At 73.7% G+C, this 16169-nt stretch carries 13 protein-coding genes; 9 read left to right on the top strand and 4 right to left on the bottom strand.

Features of this window, described 5'->3' with window-relative positions:
• Positions 1–36: 36 nt before the first annotated feature.
• The 3 genes from ABTY62_RS23935 (at position 37) to ABTY62_RS23925 (ending at position 5916) form a co-directional block, all read left to right on the top strand.
• Entirely contained in the window at positions 37–1041 is a 1005-nt protein-coding gene (locus ABTY62_RS23935; RefSeq protein WP_352131474.1) for an acyl-CoA dehydrogenase family protein, read from the top strand.
• A 146-nt stretch (positions 1042–1187) separates the two neighbouring features.
• On the top strand, positions 1188–2192 hold the full coding sequence (locus ABTY62_RS23930; protein WP_352131473.1) for a LacI family DNA-binding transcriptional regulator: 1005 nt from the start codon (positions 1188–1190) through the stop codon (positions 2190–2192).
• A gap of 184 nt (positions 2193–2376) precedes the next feature.
• On the top strand, positions 2377–5916 hold the full coding sequence (locus tag ABTY62_RS23925) for an ATP-binding protein (protein ID WP_352131472.1): 3540 nt from the start codon (positions 2377–2379) through the stop codon (positions 5914–5916).
• Here the strand turns inward: ABTY62_RS23925 and ABTY62_RS23920 are convergent.
• On the bottom strand, positions 5901–6722 hold the full coding sequence (locus ABTY62_RS23920) for a PaaX family transcriptional regulator C-terminal domain-containing protein (RefSeq protein WP_352131471.1): 822 nt from the start codon (positions 6720–6722) through the stop codon (positions 5901–5903). The genes ABTY62_RS23925 and ABTY62_RS23920 overlap by 16 nt on opposite strands.
• A gap of 87 nt (positions 6723–6809) precedes the next feature.
• Between ABTY62_RS23920 and ABTY62_RS23915 the strand changes: the two genes are divergently transcribed.
• The 3 genes from ABTY62_RS23915 (at position 6810) to ABTY62_RS23905 (ending at position 10045) form a co-directional block, all read left to right on the top strand.
• A complete protein-coding gene (locus ABTY62_RS23915; protein WP_352131470.1) occupies positions 6810–8456 on the top strand; it encodes an acyl-CoA dehydrogenase family protein in 1647 nt (548 codons plus the stop codon).
• Between the two features lie 105 nt (positions 8457–8561).
• Positions 8562–9257, top strand: a complete 696-nt coding sequence (locus ABTY62_RS23910) for a hypothetical protein (protein ID WP_352131469.1) — start codon at positions 8562–8564, stop codon at positions 9255–9257.
• 32 nt (positions 9258–9289) lie between these two features.
• On the top strand, positions 9290–10045 hold the full coding sequence (locus ABTY62_RS23905; RefSeq protein WP_352131468.1) for a bestrophin-like domain: 756 nt from the start codon (positions 9290–9292) through the stop codon (positions 10043–10045).
• On the opposite strand, the gene ABTY62_RS23900 is transcribed toward ABTY62_RS23905, so the two are convergent.
• Complete coding sequence (locus tag ABTY62_RS23900; protein ID WP_352131467.1) at positions 10023–11312, bottom strand: cytochrome P450; 1290 nt, start codon at positions 11310–11312, stop codon at positions 10023–10025. The two genes, ABTY62_RS23905 and ABTY62_RS23900, sit on opposite strands and share 23 nt — an antisense overlap.
• A 65-nt stretch (positions 11313–11377) precedes the next feature.
• The gene (locus ABTY62_RS23895) at positions 11378–12229 is read right to left on the bottom strand and encodes a metallophosphoesterase family protein (RefSeq protein WP_352131466.1); all 852 of its coding nucleotides are present in this window, start codon (positions 12227–12229) and stop codon (positions 11378–11380) included.
• A gap of 105 nt (positions 12230–12334) precedes the next feature.
• Between ABTY62_RS23895 and ABTY62_RS23890 the strand changes: the two genes are divergently transcribed.
• Positions 12335–12796 (top strand): universal stress protein, encoded by a 462-nt coding sequence (locus ABTY62_RS23890; protein WP_311729053.1) that lies wholly within the window; start codon positions 12335–12337, stop codon positions 12794–12796.
• A gap of 57 nt (positions 12797–12853) precedes the next feature.
• Here ABTY62_RS23890 and ABTY62_RS23885 read toward each other — a convergent pair whose 3' ends face one another.
• Positions 12854–13072 carry a dodecin gene (locus ABTY62_RS23885; protein ID WP_352131465.1) on the bottom strand — a complete coding sequence of 73 codons (219 nt, stop codon included), beginning with the start codon at positions 13070–13072 and terminating at the stop codon, positions 12854–12856.
• Positions 13073–13294: 222 nt separating this feature from the next.
• Here ABTY62_RS23885 and ABTY62_RS23880 point away from each other — a divergent pair, with 222 nt between their 5' ends.
• Positions 13295–15298, top strand: coding sequence for a toxin C-terminal domain-containing protein (locus tag ABTY62_RS23880; RefSeq protein ID WP_352131464.1), 2004 nt, complete (start codon positions 13295–13297; stop codon positions 15296–15298).
• Positions 15283–16164, top strand: a complete 882-nt coding sequence (locus tag ABTY62_RS23875; RefSeq protein ID WP_352131463.1) for a hypothetical protein — start codon at positions 15283–15285, stop codon at positions 16162–16164. Before ABTY62_RS23880 ends, ABTY62_RS23875 begins: the two co-directional genes overlap by 16 nt.
• The last annotated feature ends 5 nt before the right edge of the window (positions 16165–16169 follow it).

The following is a 16169-nucleotide window of genomic DNA, read 5'->3' as shown; positions in this document are numbered from 1 at the left end:
TCCCCTGCCGTCACGAGCGTGGAAGGGGCGGTACGGATGAGATTCCTGCTGGACCAGGAGCAGACGGAGTTCGGCCGCACCCTGGACCGGATGCTCTCCGCCGCCGGGACGGCGGAGGCGGTGCGGGCCTGGGCGCGCGGGGAGCGGGGGCCGGGCCGGGCGGTGTGGGGGCGGCTGGGCGAGGCGGGGGTGTTCGCGCTGGCCGTCCCGGAGGGCTACGAGGGCGCGGGACCGCTGCCGGTCGAGCTCGCCGTCGCGTATGTCGAGGCAGGCCGCCACGCGGTGCCGGGGCCGCTGGTGGAGACGGCCGCCGCGGCCGTCCTGCTCGCCGCGCTCGCGGAGCGCGGCGACGCGATCGCGGCGGGGAAGCACTGGCTGCCGCGGATCGCGGCCGGGCAGGCGGTGGTCACCGTCGCCGCCCCCGCGGGCGGTCCGTACGCGCTGGACGCGGACGCCGCCGACGCGGTGTTCGTCGTCGAGGGCGAACGGCTGTGGATGGGCGCGGGGCACGGGCCGGTGCAGCCCTCGCTGGACCCGGCCAGGCGGCTGGCCAGGCCGCTGGGCGGCGGCGAGGTGCTCGCGAGCGGCCCGGCCGTCGCGGCGGCGGCCGCGCGCGCCGCGGACTGGGCCGCCTTCGCGACGGCCGCGCAGGCGCTCGGCACCGGGCTGGCGCTGCTGGAGCGAACCGTCGCATACGTCAGACAGCGCACCCAGTTCGGGCGCGAGATCGGCTCGTTCCAGGCGGTCAAGCACCGGCTCGCGGATGTCCTGATCGCCCTGGAGTTCGCCCGGCCGCTGCTGCACGGGGCCGCGCTGGCGCTGGCCGACGGCGCCGACCGGGCCGCCGGGGCGGCGGTCGCGGCCGCCAAGGTGGCCGCGGGGGAGGCCGCGTACACGGCGGCCAGGACGGCGCTCCAGCTGCACGGCGCGATCGGCTACACGGACGAGTACGACCTGTCCCTGTGGATCCGCAAGGCCCGCGCGCTGCGCACCGCCTGGGGCTCCCCCTCCGTCTGCCGCGCCCGCGTCCTGGCGATGTGAGCAGTCCATCCCGGGCGGGCCCCGCCGGGAACGGTCAGCCGGTGCCACTTCGGCCGAAGGGTGCCGTCCGCCGCGCCGGGTGATCCATGCTGTGACGAGCTGCCCCCCACGGATCAGCGGCTCGACGAAGAACGAGGTATGTCCCCATGCACCGGACCCGGCCCACTTTGGAGAGCGTGGCGCTGCACGCGGGCGTCTCGCGCGCCACGGTGTCCCGTGTCGTCAACGGCTCCACCCGGGTCGGCGAGGACGCCCGCGAGGCGGTGCAACGCGCCATCCGTGAGCTGGGATACGTCCCCAACCAGGCCGCCCGCAGCCTGGTCACACAGCGCACCGACTCCTTCGCCCTCGTGCTGCCCGAGGAGCCGGGCCGGGTGTTCTCCGACGACCAGTTCTTCCCGGGCGTGGTGCGCGGGGTGAGCCAGCGGCTGGGGGAGGCCGACAAGCAGCTGGTGCTGATGATGGCCCGCTCCTCCGCCGGCCGGGAGCGCATCGAGCGGTTCGCCCTGGGGCGCCATGTCGACGGGGTGATGGTCGCCTCCGTGCACGGAGCCGACCCGCTGCCCGTCGGCCTCGCCCGCATGGGCATCCCGGTGGTCTCCAACGAGCGGCTGCTCGGCCCGGTGTCCCTGCCGTACGTGGGCGTGGACAACGCCGGGGGCGCGGCCGCCGCCGTGCGCCATCTGGCGCACTCCGGGCGCACCGGGATCGCCACCGTCGCGGGCCCGCAGGACATGGTCGCCGGGATCGACCGGCTGGCCGGCTACCGGGCGGCACTGGCCGAGGCGCGGCTGTCCGGGGCCGTCGCCTTCGGCGACTTCACCCAGGAGTCGGGGGTGGTCGCGATGCGCGAGCTGCTGCGCGAAGACCCCGGCCTCGACGCCGTGTTCGTTGCCTCCGACCTGATGGCGGTGGGGGTGCTGCGGGCGCTGCGGCAGGCCGGCCGCCGGGTCCCGGACGATGTCGCCCTGGTCGGCTTCGACGACATCGAGACCGCCCGCTACACCGAGCCGCCGCTGACCACGGTCCGCCAGCCCATCACGCAGATCGGCCGGCAGCTGGCCCACCAGCTGCTGCGCCTGGCCTCCGGCGAGCAGATCGAACCCTCACTCGTGCTGCCGACCGAGTTGGTCCTCCGCGAGACGGCCTGAGGCGGCGGCCGTATCGGCGGCTCGGCCGTAGGGCATTCGCCAAGTCCGCGGCATTCATGCCACTTTCGGACCCCGGCGCGGCTCGCGCGAGGGACACCGTCGTGCGCGGCGCACCCTCGGAGAACCTGCAATAAAGCTAGAATCGGCTGGTCGGCCGAGACGTGGGACCGTCGGAGGGACGGCTGTGGAGTTCGGTCTGCTGGGCAGCGTCGAGGCGTACGCCGAGGGGCGGCCCCTCGATCTGGGTCACGCCCGCCAGCGCTGTGTGCTGGCGGCTCTGCTGGTCGACGTCGGCCGGCCGGTCACGGTCGAGCAGCTCATCGACCGCGTCTGGGCCGAGCGCCCTCCGCGCCGGGCGCGGGACACCCTCTACGGCTATCTCTCCCGGCTGCGGCAGATCCTGACCGCGGCCGAGGACAAGAGCGCCGAGGGCGTGGAGATCACGCGGGGGTCCGGCGGCTATCTGATCGGCGTCGCGGCGACGGATGTGGATCTGCACCGCTTCCGCGATCTGGTCACCCGGGCCCGCGCCTGCGAGCAGGACGACCACACGGCCGTCCGGTTCGGGCAGGCGCTCGCGCTCTGGCGGGGCGATGCCTTCGCCGGGCTGGACACACCGTGGATCAACACCCTCCGGCTCACCCTCGGCCGGGAGCGACTCGCGGCCGAACTCGACCTCGACGACGTCCGGTTGCGCCTCGGCCGCCACTCCGAGCTGGTGGCCGCGGTGTCCGCCCGGGCCGCCGCGCATCCGCTGGACGAGCGGGTGGCCGGCCAGTTCATGCTCGCGCTGTACCGGTGCGGCCGCCCGGCGGAGGCGCTCGACCACTACCAGCGCACCCGGCAGCGGCTGGTGGAGGAGCTCGGCTGTGACCCGGGCCCCGCGCTGCGCACGCTGCACCAGCGCATCCTGGCCGCCGATCCGGAGCTGGCCGACCCCGCCGGGCCACACGGTCCGGCGCCCGTCCCCGAAGTTCACGTCCCCGAGGTGCCCGCTCCCGCGGCGCCGGGCCCTCGCCCGGGCGGCCGACTGGTGGGCCGCGCGGCGGAGTTGGCCGTCATCGACCGGGCGATCGAGGACACCGGGGCCGATGTGCCGCGCGTGGTGGAGATCGTCGGTGAACCGGGCATCGGCAAGACACGGCTGCTGGGCGAGTTCGGCGAGCGCGCGCGGCGGCGGGGGTTCACGGTGCTGTCCGGGCGCGGCGCCGAGTTCACCCAGGCGCCGTACGGGGTGATCCTGGACGCGCTGGAGGACCACTGGGCCGCGGCGGACGCGTCCGGGACACCGTACGGCGCACCGGCGCCCGACGCGCCCGGCCCGCTCGGCGCGGTGTTCGCGGCCCGCGCCCCGCTGCGCCCGGCCGGAGCGGAACCGGCGGCGGCCGGGGCACGGGTGACCGAGCGGCACGGGTTCCACCGGGCCGTACGGGCCTCGCTGGAGGGCTTGAGTTCCGAGGCCGGGCTGGTGCTCGCCCTGGACGATCTGCACTGGGCCGATGAGGACTCGGTCGAGTTGATCGGCCATCTGTTACGGCACCCGCCCAGAACGCGGCTGCTGCTGGCGCTCGCCTACCGGCCCCGGCAGGCCCCGCCCCGGCTGCCCGCGGCGCTGGCCAGGGCCGGGGTGCTCGACCGGGTGGCCGGGATCCGGCTGGGGCCGCTGTCCGCGGCGGAGTCCGCAGAGCTGTGCGGCCCGGAGATGAACCGCCGCCGTCAGCGGGAGCTGTACGAGGCCAGCGGCGGCAACCCCTTCTATCTGGAGGCCCTGGCCAGGAGGCGGGAGCGGGTGGCGGCGGGCCCGGGGGCGGCCCCGGCCGTCGCCGAGGAGCCGGAGCGGTCCCTGAGCGCCACGCTCCTGGAGGAGCTGGAGGGGGTGTCGGCCGGGGCACGGATGTCCGCGCAGGCGGCCGCCGTGCTCGGGGACTCCTTCGAGACCGACCTGGTGGCGATCGTCGCCGAGGCCGACGAGGCGCATGTCCTGGCGGCCGTGGACGAGCTCGCCGAGCGGGATCTGATACGGCAGGGAGGCGTCCCGCGGCGGTTCGCCTTCCGCCATCCGCTGGTGCGCGCCGCCGTCTACCACGGTGCGGGCGTCGGCTGGCGGATCGAGGCCCACGCCCGGGCCGCGCGCGGGCTGGCCTCGCGCGGCGCGCCCCTGGCCGCGCGGGCACCGCATGTGCAGCAGTCGGCCCGCGTGGGCGACGTACAGGCGGCGGAGGTCCTCGTCGAGGCGGCCGACGACATCCTCGCGGTCGCCCCGCTGACCGCCGCCGGGTGGATCGGCAACGCCCTGCGACTGCTCGGTGAGCGCCCCGGCCGGGCGCGTCCGGAGTGGCTGCTGAAGCAGGCCGACGCGCTCAGCGTGGCGGGCCATCTGCGGGAGAGCCGGGACATCCTGCGCACGGCCGCGTCCCTGCTGCCCGCCGAGGCCCGGGATCTGTCCGCCCAGGTGGCCGGGTCCCGGGCCACGGTGGAATGGCAGCTCGGCCGGTACCAGCAGGCGATCTCGCTGCTGACGCGCGAGTTGCGGAACGCCGACGGCCGCTCCCGCCGGGTCACGGCGGGCCTGGAGCTGGGTGTCGCAGCCGTGGCGCTGCGCACCGCCGACATCACCACGGCCGTCGACTGGGGCGAGCGCGCGCTGCGTACGCTGGCGGAGGACGGCGCGCCGATCCGGGTCACCACGGCCCGCGGGATGCTCGCCCTGGCCCACACGGCGGCCGGGGACACCGCGCGGGCCGACCACCACCTCGCCGAGGCGCTCGCGGCCATCGACGACACCGGTGACCACCAGTTGGCCGAGCATGTGCACATCCTGGCCGTCATCGGCTGGACGGAGATGTTCCGCGGGCGCCACACGTCCGCGCTGCGCCACCTGGACCGGGGCCTGGAGCTGTCCCGCGGCACCGGCCGGACCGCCCTGCTCGCCGACCTGTTCGCGGCCCGGGCCTATGTGCTGCTGGACCTCGGCCGGCTGGACGCGGCGGCGGCCGACGCCGAGGACGCGCTGGACGCGGCGGCCCTCACCGGCAGCCGGGAGCCCCGCTCCCTGGCCGACGTGGTCAACGCCGCGGTCTCGCTGTGGCGGGGCGACTTCGCGGGGGCTCTGAAGATCTGCGAGGAGTCGCTGTCGCAGGACGAGACCGAACCGGGCTTCAACCGGGCCGCGATCACCGGGATGCTCGGCCGGGCGCTGCTGGCCGGCGGCGATCCGGACGGTTGCGTCCGCTCGGTGACCGAGGCGGGCGACGGCCCGGAGCTGCTCAGGTTCGAGTCCCCCGCGCGCCCGCTGTGGTTCCGGGTGCTGACCACCGCGGAGCTGGCGCGCGGCGACGTGCCGGCCGCCGAGCGGTGGGCCCGCCGCGCGGCCGCCGCCGTGGCCCCCGACGGCCCGGCCGGAGAGCGCGGCTTCGCGCTGCTGGCCGAGGCCCAGGTGCGGCTGGCCGGCGACGACGCGGGGGCCGCCCGGGCCGCCCTCGAGGCCGCCGCGTCGTTCGACGCGGCCCGGATGCCGCTGTACGAGGCCGAGGCCCGCGTCACGGCCGGTACGGCGCTGGCCGCGCTCGCCCGCCGCGGCGAGGCGCTCTCCGAGTACGGGCGGGCCAAGGAGCTGTCGAGCGCCTCCGGGGCGTCCGCGCTGTTCGGCCTGGCCGACGACGCGTACCGCCGTACCGCCGCGCAGGTCGGGCCGCACCCGCCCCGAGGTCAGTCCCCCGCGTAGCGGGGCAGCAGGGCCTGGAAGTCGCGCTCGAAGGCGTCGTAGCGGTGGCGCAGGCCGGCGCCCGGCCAGTCGGGGGGCAGCAGCCGGGCGGGCAGCACGGGGTCGGTGAGCAGATGGCGGAGGGCCGCGGCCGCGACGGTGAACCGCTCGGCCGGGCCGTCCGCCCCGTCCAGGGCCGCCGCCAGCAGCCGGGCCCGCGCGGCCCAGCCGTCCAGGTTCCACAGCCGGGCCGCGAGCCGGACCGGGTCGCCCTCGGGCTCGCCGGTCAGCCAGGCGCACTGCTCGGCGGCGACGGACGGGCGCGGCCGTACGAGGTTGGCGGGGCGCAGCCAGGTGCCCTCGCGCAGCTCGGCCAGGCGCAGGGCGGCCATGGCCTGGCGCAGCGCGGCCCGCTCGGGCGCGGCGCGGCGGTCGGTGGTGACGACCGCGATCTCCCAGCCGCCGTCCCAGCTCCGGGTGCGGGGGGCTCGGCTGTCGTCCTGCCGGGCCTGGCGGGCCAGGAGGCGGTCGGTGAGCCGGTAGGCGCCGCCGCGCTGCTCCAGGTCGCCGGCGGCGACCATGCGGGTGAGCGCGACCCGGATGGTTCCCTCCGCGGTGCCGAACAGCGCGCCGACACGGACCAGGGCGCGGGCGGGCAGCTGCGGCGGGTGGTGGCCGAGCAGGGTGCTGAGCACGATCGAGCGGGCGGTCAGCGGGCGCAGCGCGAGGGCCCCGGGGGCGCCGGGGGCGCCGTCTGGGTCAGTGGCGCCAGGTACGGACCTGTCACGGGTTTCACGGGGTTCGCTGGTGCCACGGGTGTCGTCCATATGTGCTCGGAACCCTATCCATTACAGTTCTTTGTCGCGCATGATGGAAGTGTAAGAGAGCAAGGCCGCCGCGCACGAGGAGACGCCATGGGTGCCACGCATGAAGTCCTCAACCAGGCTCCGCCGCTGACCGGCTTCAGCACGGCCGACGACCCCGCGCTGCTGGAGACCCTGCGGCGGGACGGAGCGGCCTGGGCCGAACCGGAGGTGCGGGAGCTGGGCGCCCTGGCCGGGTCCGCCGAGGTGCAGGACTGGGCGCGGATGGCCGAGGAGCACCCTCCGGTGCTGCACACCCATGACCGGTACGGCCACCGCGTCGACGAGGTCGAGTACCACCCCGCGTACCACCGGCTGATGGCCGCCGCCGTGGACAGCGGGCAGCACGCCGCCGCCTGGAGCGAGAGCCGCCCTGGGGCCCATCTGGCGCGCGCGGCCAAGTTCTACGTCTTCGCGCAGGCCGAGCCGGGCCATGGCTGCCCCGTCTCCATGACGTACGCCGCGGTCCCGGCGCTGCGCGCCGAGCCGCAGCTCGCGGCCGCGTACGAGCCGCTGCTCGCCTCTCGCGTCTACGACTTCGGGCTGCGCCCGCCGCTGGGCAAGCGGGGGCTGATCGCCGGGATGTCGATGACGGAGAAGCAGGGCGGCTCGGACGTGCGCGCCAACACCACCCGGGCCCTCCCCCAGGCCGACGGCAGCTATCTGCTGACCGGTCACAAGTGGTTCACCTCCGCGCCGATGAGCGACGTCTTCCTCACCCTCGCCCAGGCCGACGAGGGCCTGACCTGCTTCCTGGTGCCGCGCGTGCTGCCCGACGGGACGCGCAACGCGATGCGTCTTCAGCGGCTCAAGAACAAGCTCGGCAACCGCTCCAACGCCTCCTCCGAGGTCGAGTACGACGGCACGGTGGCCTGGCGGGTCGGCGAGCCGGGCCGCGGGGTGCGCACGATCGTCGAGATGGTCAATGTGACCCGGCTGGACTGTGTGATCGGCTCGGCCGCCGGTATGCGGGCCGGGCTCCGGCAGGCGCTGCACCACACCGAGCACCGGCGGGCGTTCGGCGCGGAGCTGATCGACCAGCCGCTGATGCGCAATGTGCTGGCCGACCTGGCCGTCGAGTCGGAGGCCGCCACCACGCTCGCGATGCGGCTGGCGGCGGCCCTGGACCGGGCTCAGGCCGGGGACGAGGCGGAGGCGGCGCTGCGCCGGCTGGGGCTGGCGGTGAGCAAGTACTGGGTGTGCAAGCGCGGCTCCGCACACGCGGCCGAGGCACTGGAGTGCCTGGGCGGCAACGGCTATGTGGAGGACTCCGGCATGCCGCGGCTGTACCGGGAGGCGCCGCTGCTGTCGATCTGGGAGGGCTCGGGCAATGTCGCGGCCCTCGACGTGCTGCGCGCGCTGGGCCGGGAGACGGGCGCGCTGGATGCCTTCCTGGCCGAGGTGGACGCCGCCGCCGGGGCCGACGCGCGGCTGGACGCGGCCGTCGCCCACCTCCGCGGCCTGCTGCCGCAGCTCGCCGACCCGCAGCGGGCCCAGCTGCTCGCCCGCCGCCTCGCCGAGCAGATGACGCTGGTCCTCCAGGGCAGCCTGCTGGTGCGGCACAGCCACCCGGCGGTGGCGGACGCCTTCTGCGCCTCGCGGCTCGACGGGGACTGGGGGCACGCCTTCGGCACCCTGCCGCCCGGCGTGGACACCGGCCCCATCCTGGACCGGGCGCGGCTCAAGGACGCGCGCTGAGAGCGATCGCCGCCCAAGAGGGTGTTTTCCGCGTGATTCACCTATTCGAGGGAATCTATGCGGGCATACGGCTGCAACGGGTCGGATCAGCCGAAGATCTGCGTCGTGAACCGATGGCAACGCACATGGCGTTCAGGGATTCTCGCCACGGCCCTGGTGCTCGCCTCGATCTGGGCGGGCTCGGTAGCAGGCGCGGACGGGACTGACGGGGCTGACGGGGCCGACGACCCGGCCGACGGCCCGCGGGTGGGGCTCCATCTCGAGGTCAAGGTGCGCATTCCGGGTGTTGACCTGATCTGGCCGGGGTGGTGGTGTCCGACGCCGACCCCCACCCCCACCAAGACCCCGACGCCCACCCCCACGGACACCCCCACACCGACCCCCACCCCGACGCAGACGTCGACGCCGCCTCAGACGCCGACGCCCACCCCCACGCAGACGACCGCGCCCACGCCGACGCACCGCCCCACCCACACCCCGGCGCCCACCCCGCCCGGGAAGCCGGCGGCGCCGTCTTCGGCCGCGCCGCTCCCCGCGCGCCCCGCGCCCCCGTCACCGTCCCGGCCGGCCCCCAAGAAGCCGCCCAGGACGGCGACGCCCAGCTCTCCGGCGCCGACCGGGCCCCCTCACAGCGCGGAGCTGCGCGCGTACCGCCCGCCCGCGCCCCGGCAGCAGGGCGGCGGCATCTCGCTGGTCACCTTCACCCTGCTGATCACCGCGCCCGCGGTGCTCGCGGCCGCCACCCTGCGCCCCCGCTCCCGCTCGCGCTCCGCGTCGCGCGGCGGCGGGCGGCGCGGCTGACGCCGACGCCGACGACCTGACGGAGGTTGCCCATGCCCGAATGGCTGATTCTGACTCTCTTGACGGCGGGGGTCTGTTCGCTCGTCGTGGCCGTCACCCTGCTCAACCAGCGCCGGGTCGCCGAGGACGACGACCCCTCCGAGACCCCCGATGTCATCGAGTACATGACCATGATGATCGGCGTGGTCTACGCCATCGTGCTGGGCCTGGCCATCGCCGGGGCCTGGGAGGCGAGAGGCGCCGCGCAGGACGGGGTGCGCACCGAGGCCCAGGCGCTGCACGAGGTGAGCGAGCGCGCGAGCGGCTACCCCGCGCCGGTGCGCGACCGCATCCGCGCGGACGCCAAGGCGTACGCGGACCATGTGGCGTCCAAGGAGTGGCGGGTGATGATCGACAAGGGCGAGCTCACCGACCGCGGCGCCGTGCTGCTGGCGGAGCTGCGGCGCGATGTCACCGACTACACGCCGCGCACCGAGCGGGAGTGGCACATCTACCAGCCGCTGGTGGACCAGGTCGCCGCGGTGGACGCCGCCCGCCAGGCGCGGGCGGCGAACGCCGGGCCGACGATGCCCAGAATGGTCTGGCTGGGGCTGCTCGTCGGCGCGGCGCTGGCGATCGGGCTGCTGTTCACGCTTCAGATCCGCCGTACGCCGCGCGAGCTGGCGATGGCGGCGATGTTCAGCGCGCTGATCGTCTTTCTGCTCTTCCTCGTCTGGGACTTCGACGCGCCCTTCGGCCGGTCGGTCGGGGACATGGCCGAGCCGTTCAAGGACCTGTTTCCCAGCTGACGGGAAGGTGCTTGAGGCCGTTCTGGAAGTTGGAGGTGAGCCGCACCGGCTCGCCTGCCCGGCGCAGTCCGGGCAGGCGGGTCAGGACGTTGCGCAGCATCGCCCGCATCTGGAACCGGGCGAGGTGCGCGCCCAGGCAGAAGTGCGGGCCGTGGCCGAAGCTGACGTGGTCGTTGGGGCTGCGGGTGATGTCGAAGCGGTCGGGGTCGGCGAAGACCGTCTCGTCACGGTTGGCGGACGCGTGATAGACGACGACCTTGTCGCCGCGCCGGATGCGCTGCCCGCCCAGCTCCACCTCGCGGGTCGCGGTGCGGCGGAAGTCGATGACGGGCGGCCAGAAGCGCAGCATCTCCTCGACGGCGGAGTCGGTCAGCTCCGGACGGGCCAGCAGGAGTTCATGGCTCTCGGGGTGGTCCAGCAGGGTCAGCAGCCCGCCGGGGATGCCGTTGCGCAGGGTTTCGTTCCCGGCCACGGCGAAGAGGAAGAACATGTTCTCGAACTCCTCCCGGCTCAGGCCGCCCTCCCGCAGCCGCGCCATCACGGTGCCGGGCCGGGGCCGTTCGGCCAGGGCGTGGGCGTAGGCGAACATGTCCGCGAGGGCCTCGCGGGAGCGCGGGTTCATCGGCCGCCCGTCCGGGCGGACCAGTGACCGCGGCCGGTGGGCGAGCGCGGCGCGCCCCATCGGGCTGAGCGGCGCGGCCTCGGCGGTCCTCGACGCGGCGTATTCGGTGTCCTGGTAGCCGATGACCCGGCTCGCCCAGTCGAACAGCAGCCGCCGGTCGCTCTCGGGCACCCCCATGACATGGGCCAGGGTCCACACCGGCAGATCCGCCGCGAGCTCCACGAAGTCCGTCCCGCCCCGCGGCGCCACGGCCTCGACGAGCGCCCGCGCGCGTGCCTCGATGACGGCCTGGAGTTCGCGCACCGCGCGCGGGGTGAAGGCCGCCGCGACGACCCGCCGCGTCCGGGAGTGGTCCGGCGGGTCCTGGTTGAGCATCATCGCCCGTACGAACTCCAGGTCGGCGGGCGTGTCCGGGTCGCGGATCTGGGTGGCTCCCAGATGGGAGGAGAACACGTCCGGCGTCCGCAGCACCTGTTTGACGTCGGCGTGCCGGAAGACCGCCCAGAAGCCGGGGCCCGCGGGCCACGCCCCGACCGCGGGTTCCTCGATCCAGCAGACGGGGCGGGTGGCGCGCGCCTGTGCGAAGAGCGCGTACGGGACACCGGCGGCGTAGGTCTCGGGAAGGAACACCGCGTCAGGGTTCACAGCCGTGACCGTACGGCGCCACCCGCCGGTGCCGTCAAGACGGGCGCGTACGCGGCGCCGGCGGGTCAGGACACCGGCACCGGCAGCACCCGGCGCAGCGGGTCCTCCGGCAGCAGCCCGTGGCGCTTCCACTCCCTGGGATAGCCGACGGAGACCTCCTGGAAGCGCACCCCGTCCTCCACCGTGGTCCTGGGAATGTGCAGATGTCCGTAGACCACGGTCTCGGCCCGGAACCGCACATGCCAGTCGGCGCTGAGCTCGGTGCCGCACCACAGGGCGAAGTCGGGATAGCGCAGCACCTTGGTGGGGAGCCGGGTCATCGGCCAGTGGTTGATCAGCACGGTCCGCAGCCCGGGGTCGCAGGCCGCCAGCCGCGCCTCGGTCTCCTTGACCCGGGCCCGGCACCACGCGTCCAGGGTGGCGTACGGCTCCGGGTGGAGGAAGTGCTCGTCGGTGCACACGACCCCCGCCTCGTGCGCATGGGCGAGGGCCGCCTCCTTGGTCTCCAGGCCCTCGAGTCGGAACGAATAGTCGTAGAGCAGAAACAGCGGGGCGATGGTCAGCGGCCCGCCGATGCCCTCCCACAGCGGGTAGGGGTCCTCGGGGGTGGCGATGCCCTTCGCCCGGCACATGTCGACCAGCGCCTGGTAGCGCCGTACGCCGCGCTCCTTCACCGGGTCCTTGGGGTGCGTCCACAGCTCGTGGTTGCCGGGCGACCAGATGACCTTGGCGAACCGCTCGCTGAGCAGCCCCAGCGCCCACTCGATGTCGGCGAACAGCTCGCCGACATCCCCGGCGACGATCAGCCAGTCGTCGTCGGAGCCCGGCCGCAGCCGCTCCACGATCTCCCGGTTCTCCTGGTAGGCCACATGCAGATCACTGATGGCGAGAAGCTCGCCGCGGTGCGTTCCGCCCATCGATTCTCCTGTCATACGGTGCCGGTCATGGTGGGTCGCGGCGCGTGGACGCCGCGGCCCGGGCCGGTTGATCACCTACCCGTCCCTGGCGCTAGCCTCGCAGATGTGGTGGACAAACTCCCCGCGTCCTTCGAACGCGGCACGGACGGCCCGAAAGTCATCGTGGTCGGAGTGGACGGCTCCGAATCCTCCTGGCGCGCCGCGGCGTACGCGGCGGGGCTGGCCCGGCGGCAGCACGCCCTGCTCGCCGTGGTCTATGTGCAGCCGGTGCTGGCGGCGGGCGCGGCGCTGGGGGCCTCGGTGGCCCAGACCACCGAGGCGGTCGCCGAGGAGCTGATCCAGGAGATCCGTGAGGCCACGGAGCGGCTGCGCGGGGTCTTCGAGGTGCGCTGGGAGTTCCACACCTTCCGCGGCGACCCGTACAGCGGCCTGGTGCAGGCGGCCGACGAGCTCAAGGCCGACGCCGTGGTGGTGGGCGCGTCCGAGCAGGCGGGGCACCGTCTCATCGGCTCGGTGGCGGTCCGGCTGGTCAAGGCCGGGCGCTGGCCGGTGACGGTGGTGCCCTGACCGGGGCGGCCGGACGGCCGGTCGCACGTCAGTGCGATCGACCGTGCCCACTGGGCCTCAGGAGTCGGTGTCCTCGATACGGAAGCCGATCTTCAGCCCCACCTGGTAGTGCGCGATCCGCCCTTGTTCCATGTGTCCGCGAATCTCGGTGACTTCGAACCAGTCAAGCCCACGCAGGGTCTTCGACGCCCGGTCGATGCCGTTCGAGATGGCGGCGTCGATGCCGTCCCCCGACGAACCGACGACCTCGACAACGCGGTATGTGTGGTTGGACATGGTCCTTCCCCTCACCGTGGAGCTGCCCCTCCCACCGTGCATCACACCGCCCCCGTCCGCGACTCGATGACGCGCGGGGGCCACGGGCCGCGTCCCTGGCCATCAGGCCCTGTTGCTGCGAACATGGGCTTTCTGATCAGCAGTTGGGGCAGGGAGTCGCGCGGGTGACGCGATCACGTCGCGGCGGCGGTATCGACAGCACACGGGGGATCGGGGGATCTCATGACGGAGCCGGCAGGCCCGGACGGCCAGCGGCCACCAGAGGGCCCGTCGCCACAGGGCGGCGCGTACGGTCCACCTCCACCACAGGGCGGCACGTTCGGCCCGCCCCCGGGCGCCTTCGGGCCTCCGCCGGAACCCCCGTACGCGCCCCCGCAGGGCACGCCGTACCCACCACCCCCGCAGCACTCCCCCTACGGACCGCCGCAGGCCTCACCGTACTGGCCCCCGCCGCCCCCACCGCCACCTCCGGGGCCGCACGGCGGAGCGCGGCGGCTGCTGCCCTCGGGGCGGCGCGGGCGCTTCCTGCTGTTCGGCGGGGCCGGAGCGCTGATCCTGGCGCTGGTGGCCGGGCTGCTGGTCTGGAACAACGCCTCGGAGTCGGGATCGGATGAGCCGCAGGCGAAGCGGAACGTGCCAAAGCTGAACCTGGCGCCGTTCCGGCAGGCGGTCGACAATCTTCTGCTGGCCCCCGGCCTGCGGTACGAGGAATCCTCGGCAGCCGACACCATGAAGCGCGACGTCACCGTCACCGCCTCCGGCAGCCGCTTCGGCACCATGGGCCACGGCCAGAAGTCGCTCGACCGCGAGATCCTGAACGTGGGCGGCAAGACCTTCACCCGCTGGCGGGTGGACCCCGCGCCCGGCAAGGACGCCAAGCCCGGCAAGGAGGCTCCCGGCACATGGGACGCCGGGTACGGGAGCAGCATCGACTCGGCGAAGGAAGTGGTCGAGCACCGGCCGTCCCCGGCCGCGCTGGCGACTCAGCTCTCCCGGGCCCTGGACGCCTTGGAGGGCACTCCGGCCCCGAGCAAGTCGGCTCGGCCGCCCCGCACGGTGCACGGCACACCGGCCCTCGCGGTGGACACCTCCGCGGGCCGGCTGCTCGTCACCGCGAAGAAGCCGCACCGCGTGCTGCGCCTGGAGACCTACGCCCCGTCCCGGCCGGGGGAACCCTCACCGAGCGGCACTGCCGGCAGGGTGAGCCTGACCGCGGCCAAGGATTCCCCCGAGGTGACGGACGGTCCTCTCGAAGGCAGTGATTCCCAGGGCATGGACCTGGACCCGGTCACCGGGGACGCCGTCGACCCGATGCTCGACACCCTGGAGAAGCGGACCAAGGAACTCAACAAAGCCACCGACAGCGGCATCTCCCTCACACTCAGCGGCTCGGGGTCGGTCAAGTGCGGCTCCGGGGGCTGCACCGCCGGCCAGAGCTTCACCGGACAGATCACCACCAGCGCGAGGAGCCGCCTGACGGACGGCAAGGTCACCGCCGTCATGAACGCCTCCTTCACCATCGACGGAAAGTCCGCCGGCGGGTGCACGAGCCGGCAGGGCACCTTCTCCCTCAGCGGCACCAGCGTCTCGGGCAACCTGTCCTGCTCCAACGCGGGCGCCGGCCCGACCTTCGCCTCGATCGAGGCACAGAAGAAGGCGGAGGCCCGGGCCCGCTCCCGGGCCAACGGCGGCCGACCGGTCCAGTACCGCATCCCGTACACCGCCAGCACCCTGGTCACCGCCCGCGCGCTGGCGACGCTCGAGGTGAAGCGGCTCGTGGACAGGGTGAAGCAGGAGCGGAACAGCGCGAACTGCGCCAGGCCGCACAGTTTCGCCACCGGCAACCGGGCGCTCCTCACCGACGGCACCCGCCGCCCCGGCGAGGACATCCGCCCCGGTGATCGGGTGACGGCCGACAAACCCCGTAACAGCAACTGCAATCCGATCACACGTGAGTGGTCCGACGACATCGCCAAGTACCTGGGCTACAGAAACACCGGGAAGAAATCCGCCGCAGGACCCATGATCTGGGAGCACAAGAAGCCAGGGCGAACACTTCCGCGCTACATCACCTGGGACCGGAACGGACACAAGGGAGGAATTTTCAAGGGCGCCAACTTCAAAAATCCCTTCCAGTCCACCAAGGACTCGGCCCGGGACGGCACCTACGATTTGGATGTCGGACCCAATGGAGAGATACGAGGCCTCAAGTGGATCGCGAAGTAGTCACCGAGCTGGTTGCCGGCCCTCGTGACGAAAACGTGCGAGACGCGCTGGACGAAGCCGAAGGCTGGGGTTCTTACGCCGCGGAGTTGCGTGGAGTGCTCGGGGCCGTGATCGAGGCGAGCGGCGCCGACACTCTCGAGGTCAGCGAGTTGTTCGTCGGCCAGCCGCTGCCCGACGAGCTCTCCGCGCTCCGCAACGGGCTGGAGATCAGCCCGCGGGAGGCTGTGGACCTTGCCGTGGGCATGGCGGCCGGTCGCGGTCCCTACTGTCGGCTGACCAGCACGGATCAGCTGCGCATCGAATCGGGATGGAATGGTTTCGTACATCTCCTTATGACGCCGGAAATGGCCGGCCGGATGGCGGGCCTGCACGGCGACGACGTGAGTCTCGAATGGCGCACCGCTCCACCGGAACCCGCGGACGGGTCACGGCTCGTCGACAGGCCGGCCGATGCGGAATTCTGGGCATCCGTACGAACGGCCACCGCGGAGCTGACCCTGCTGTGCGAGCGCTGGGCGCACGGCGCATACGGCTACCGATGGTTCCGGGTGACCTCTGAAAACTCCACCGAGGTGGCCGAAGCCGTCCGCCCTCGCTCACTGCTGTGTGTCGTGTCCGACCCCGAATTGCGGCTCGACGCGGATCTGCTGGACGACGACTTCACGGCCTTCAAGGCTCCATTGACGCCCGGAGAGTTGACCTACCGTTCCTATCCGGGTGGCGCGGATTCTCTCGCCGAAATCACCGACGAGGGCTTCACGTTCATGCTCAAGGATTCCGCCATGGAGAACTGGCGCGCCGTCGTGCCGGACTCCGACGGAGTGGTCAGAGCGCGATGGGAGGATTTCAGGGAAGAGGACGGGTAGCCGTA

Origin of the sequence: Streptomyces sp. NPDC097640 (assembly GCF_040302705.1) — a bacterium.
In the GTDB taxonomy this organism is placed as follows: Bacteria; Actinomycetota; Actinomycetes; order Streptomycetales; family Streptomycetaceae; genus Streptomyces.
Note: the sequence above shows the minus strand (reverse complement) of the source record. Positions and strands in the feature narration are given on the sequence as shown.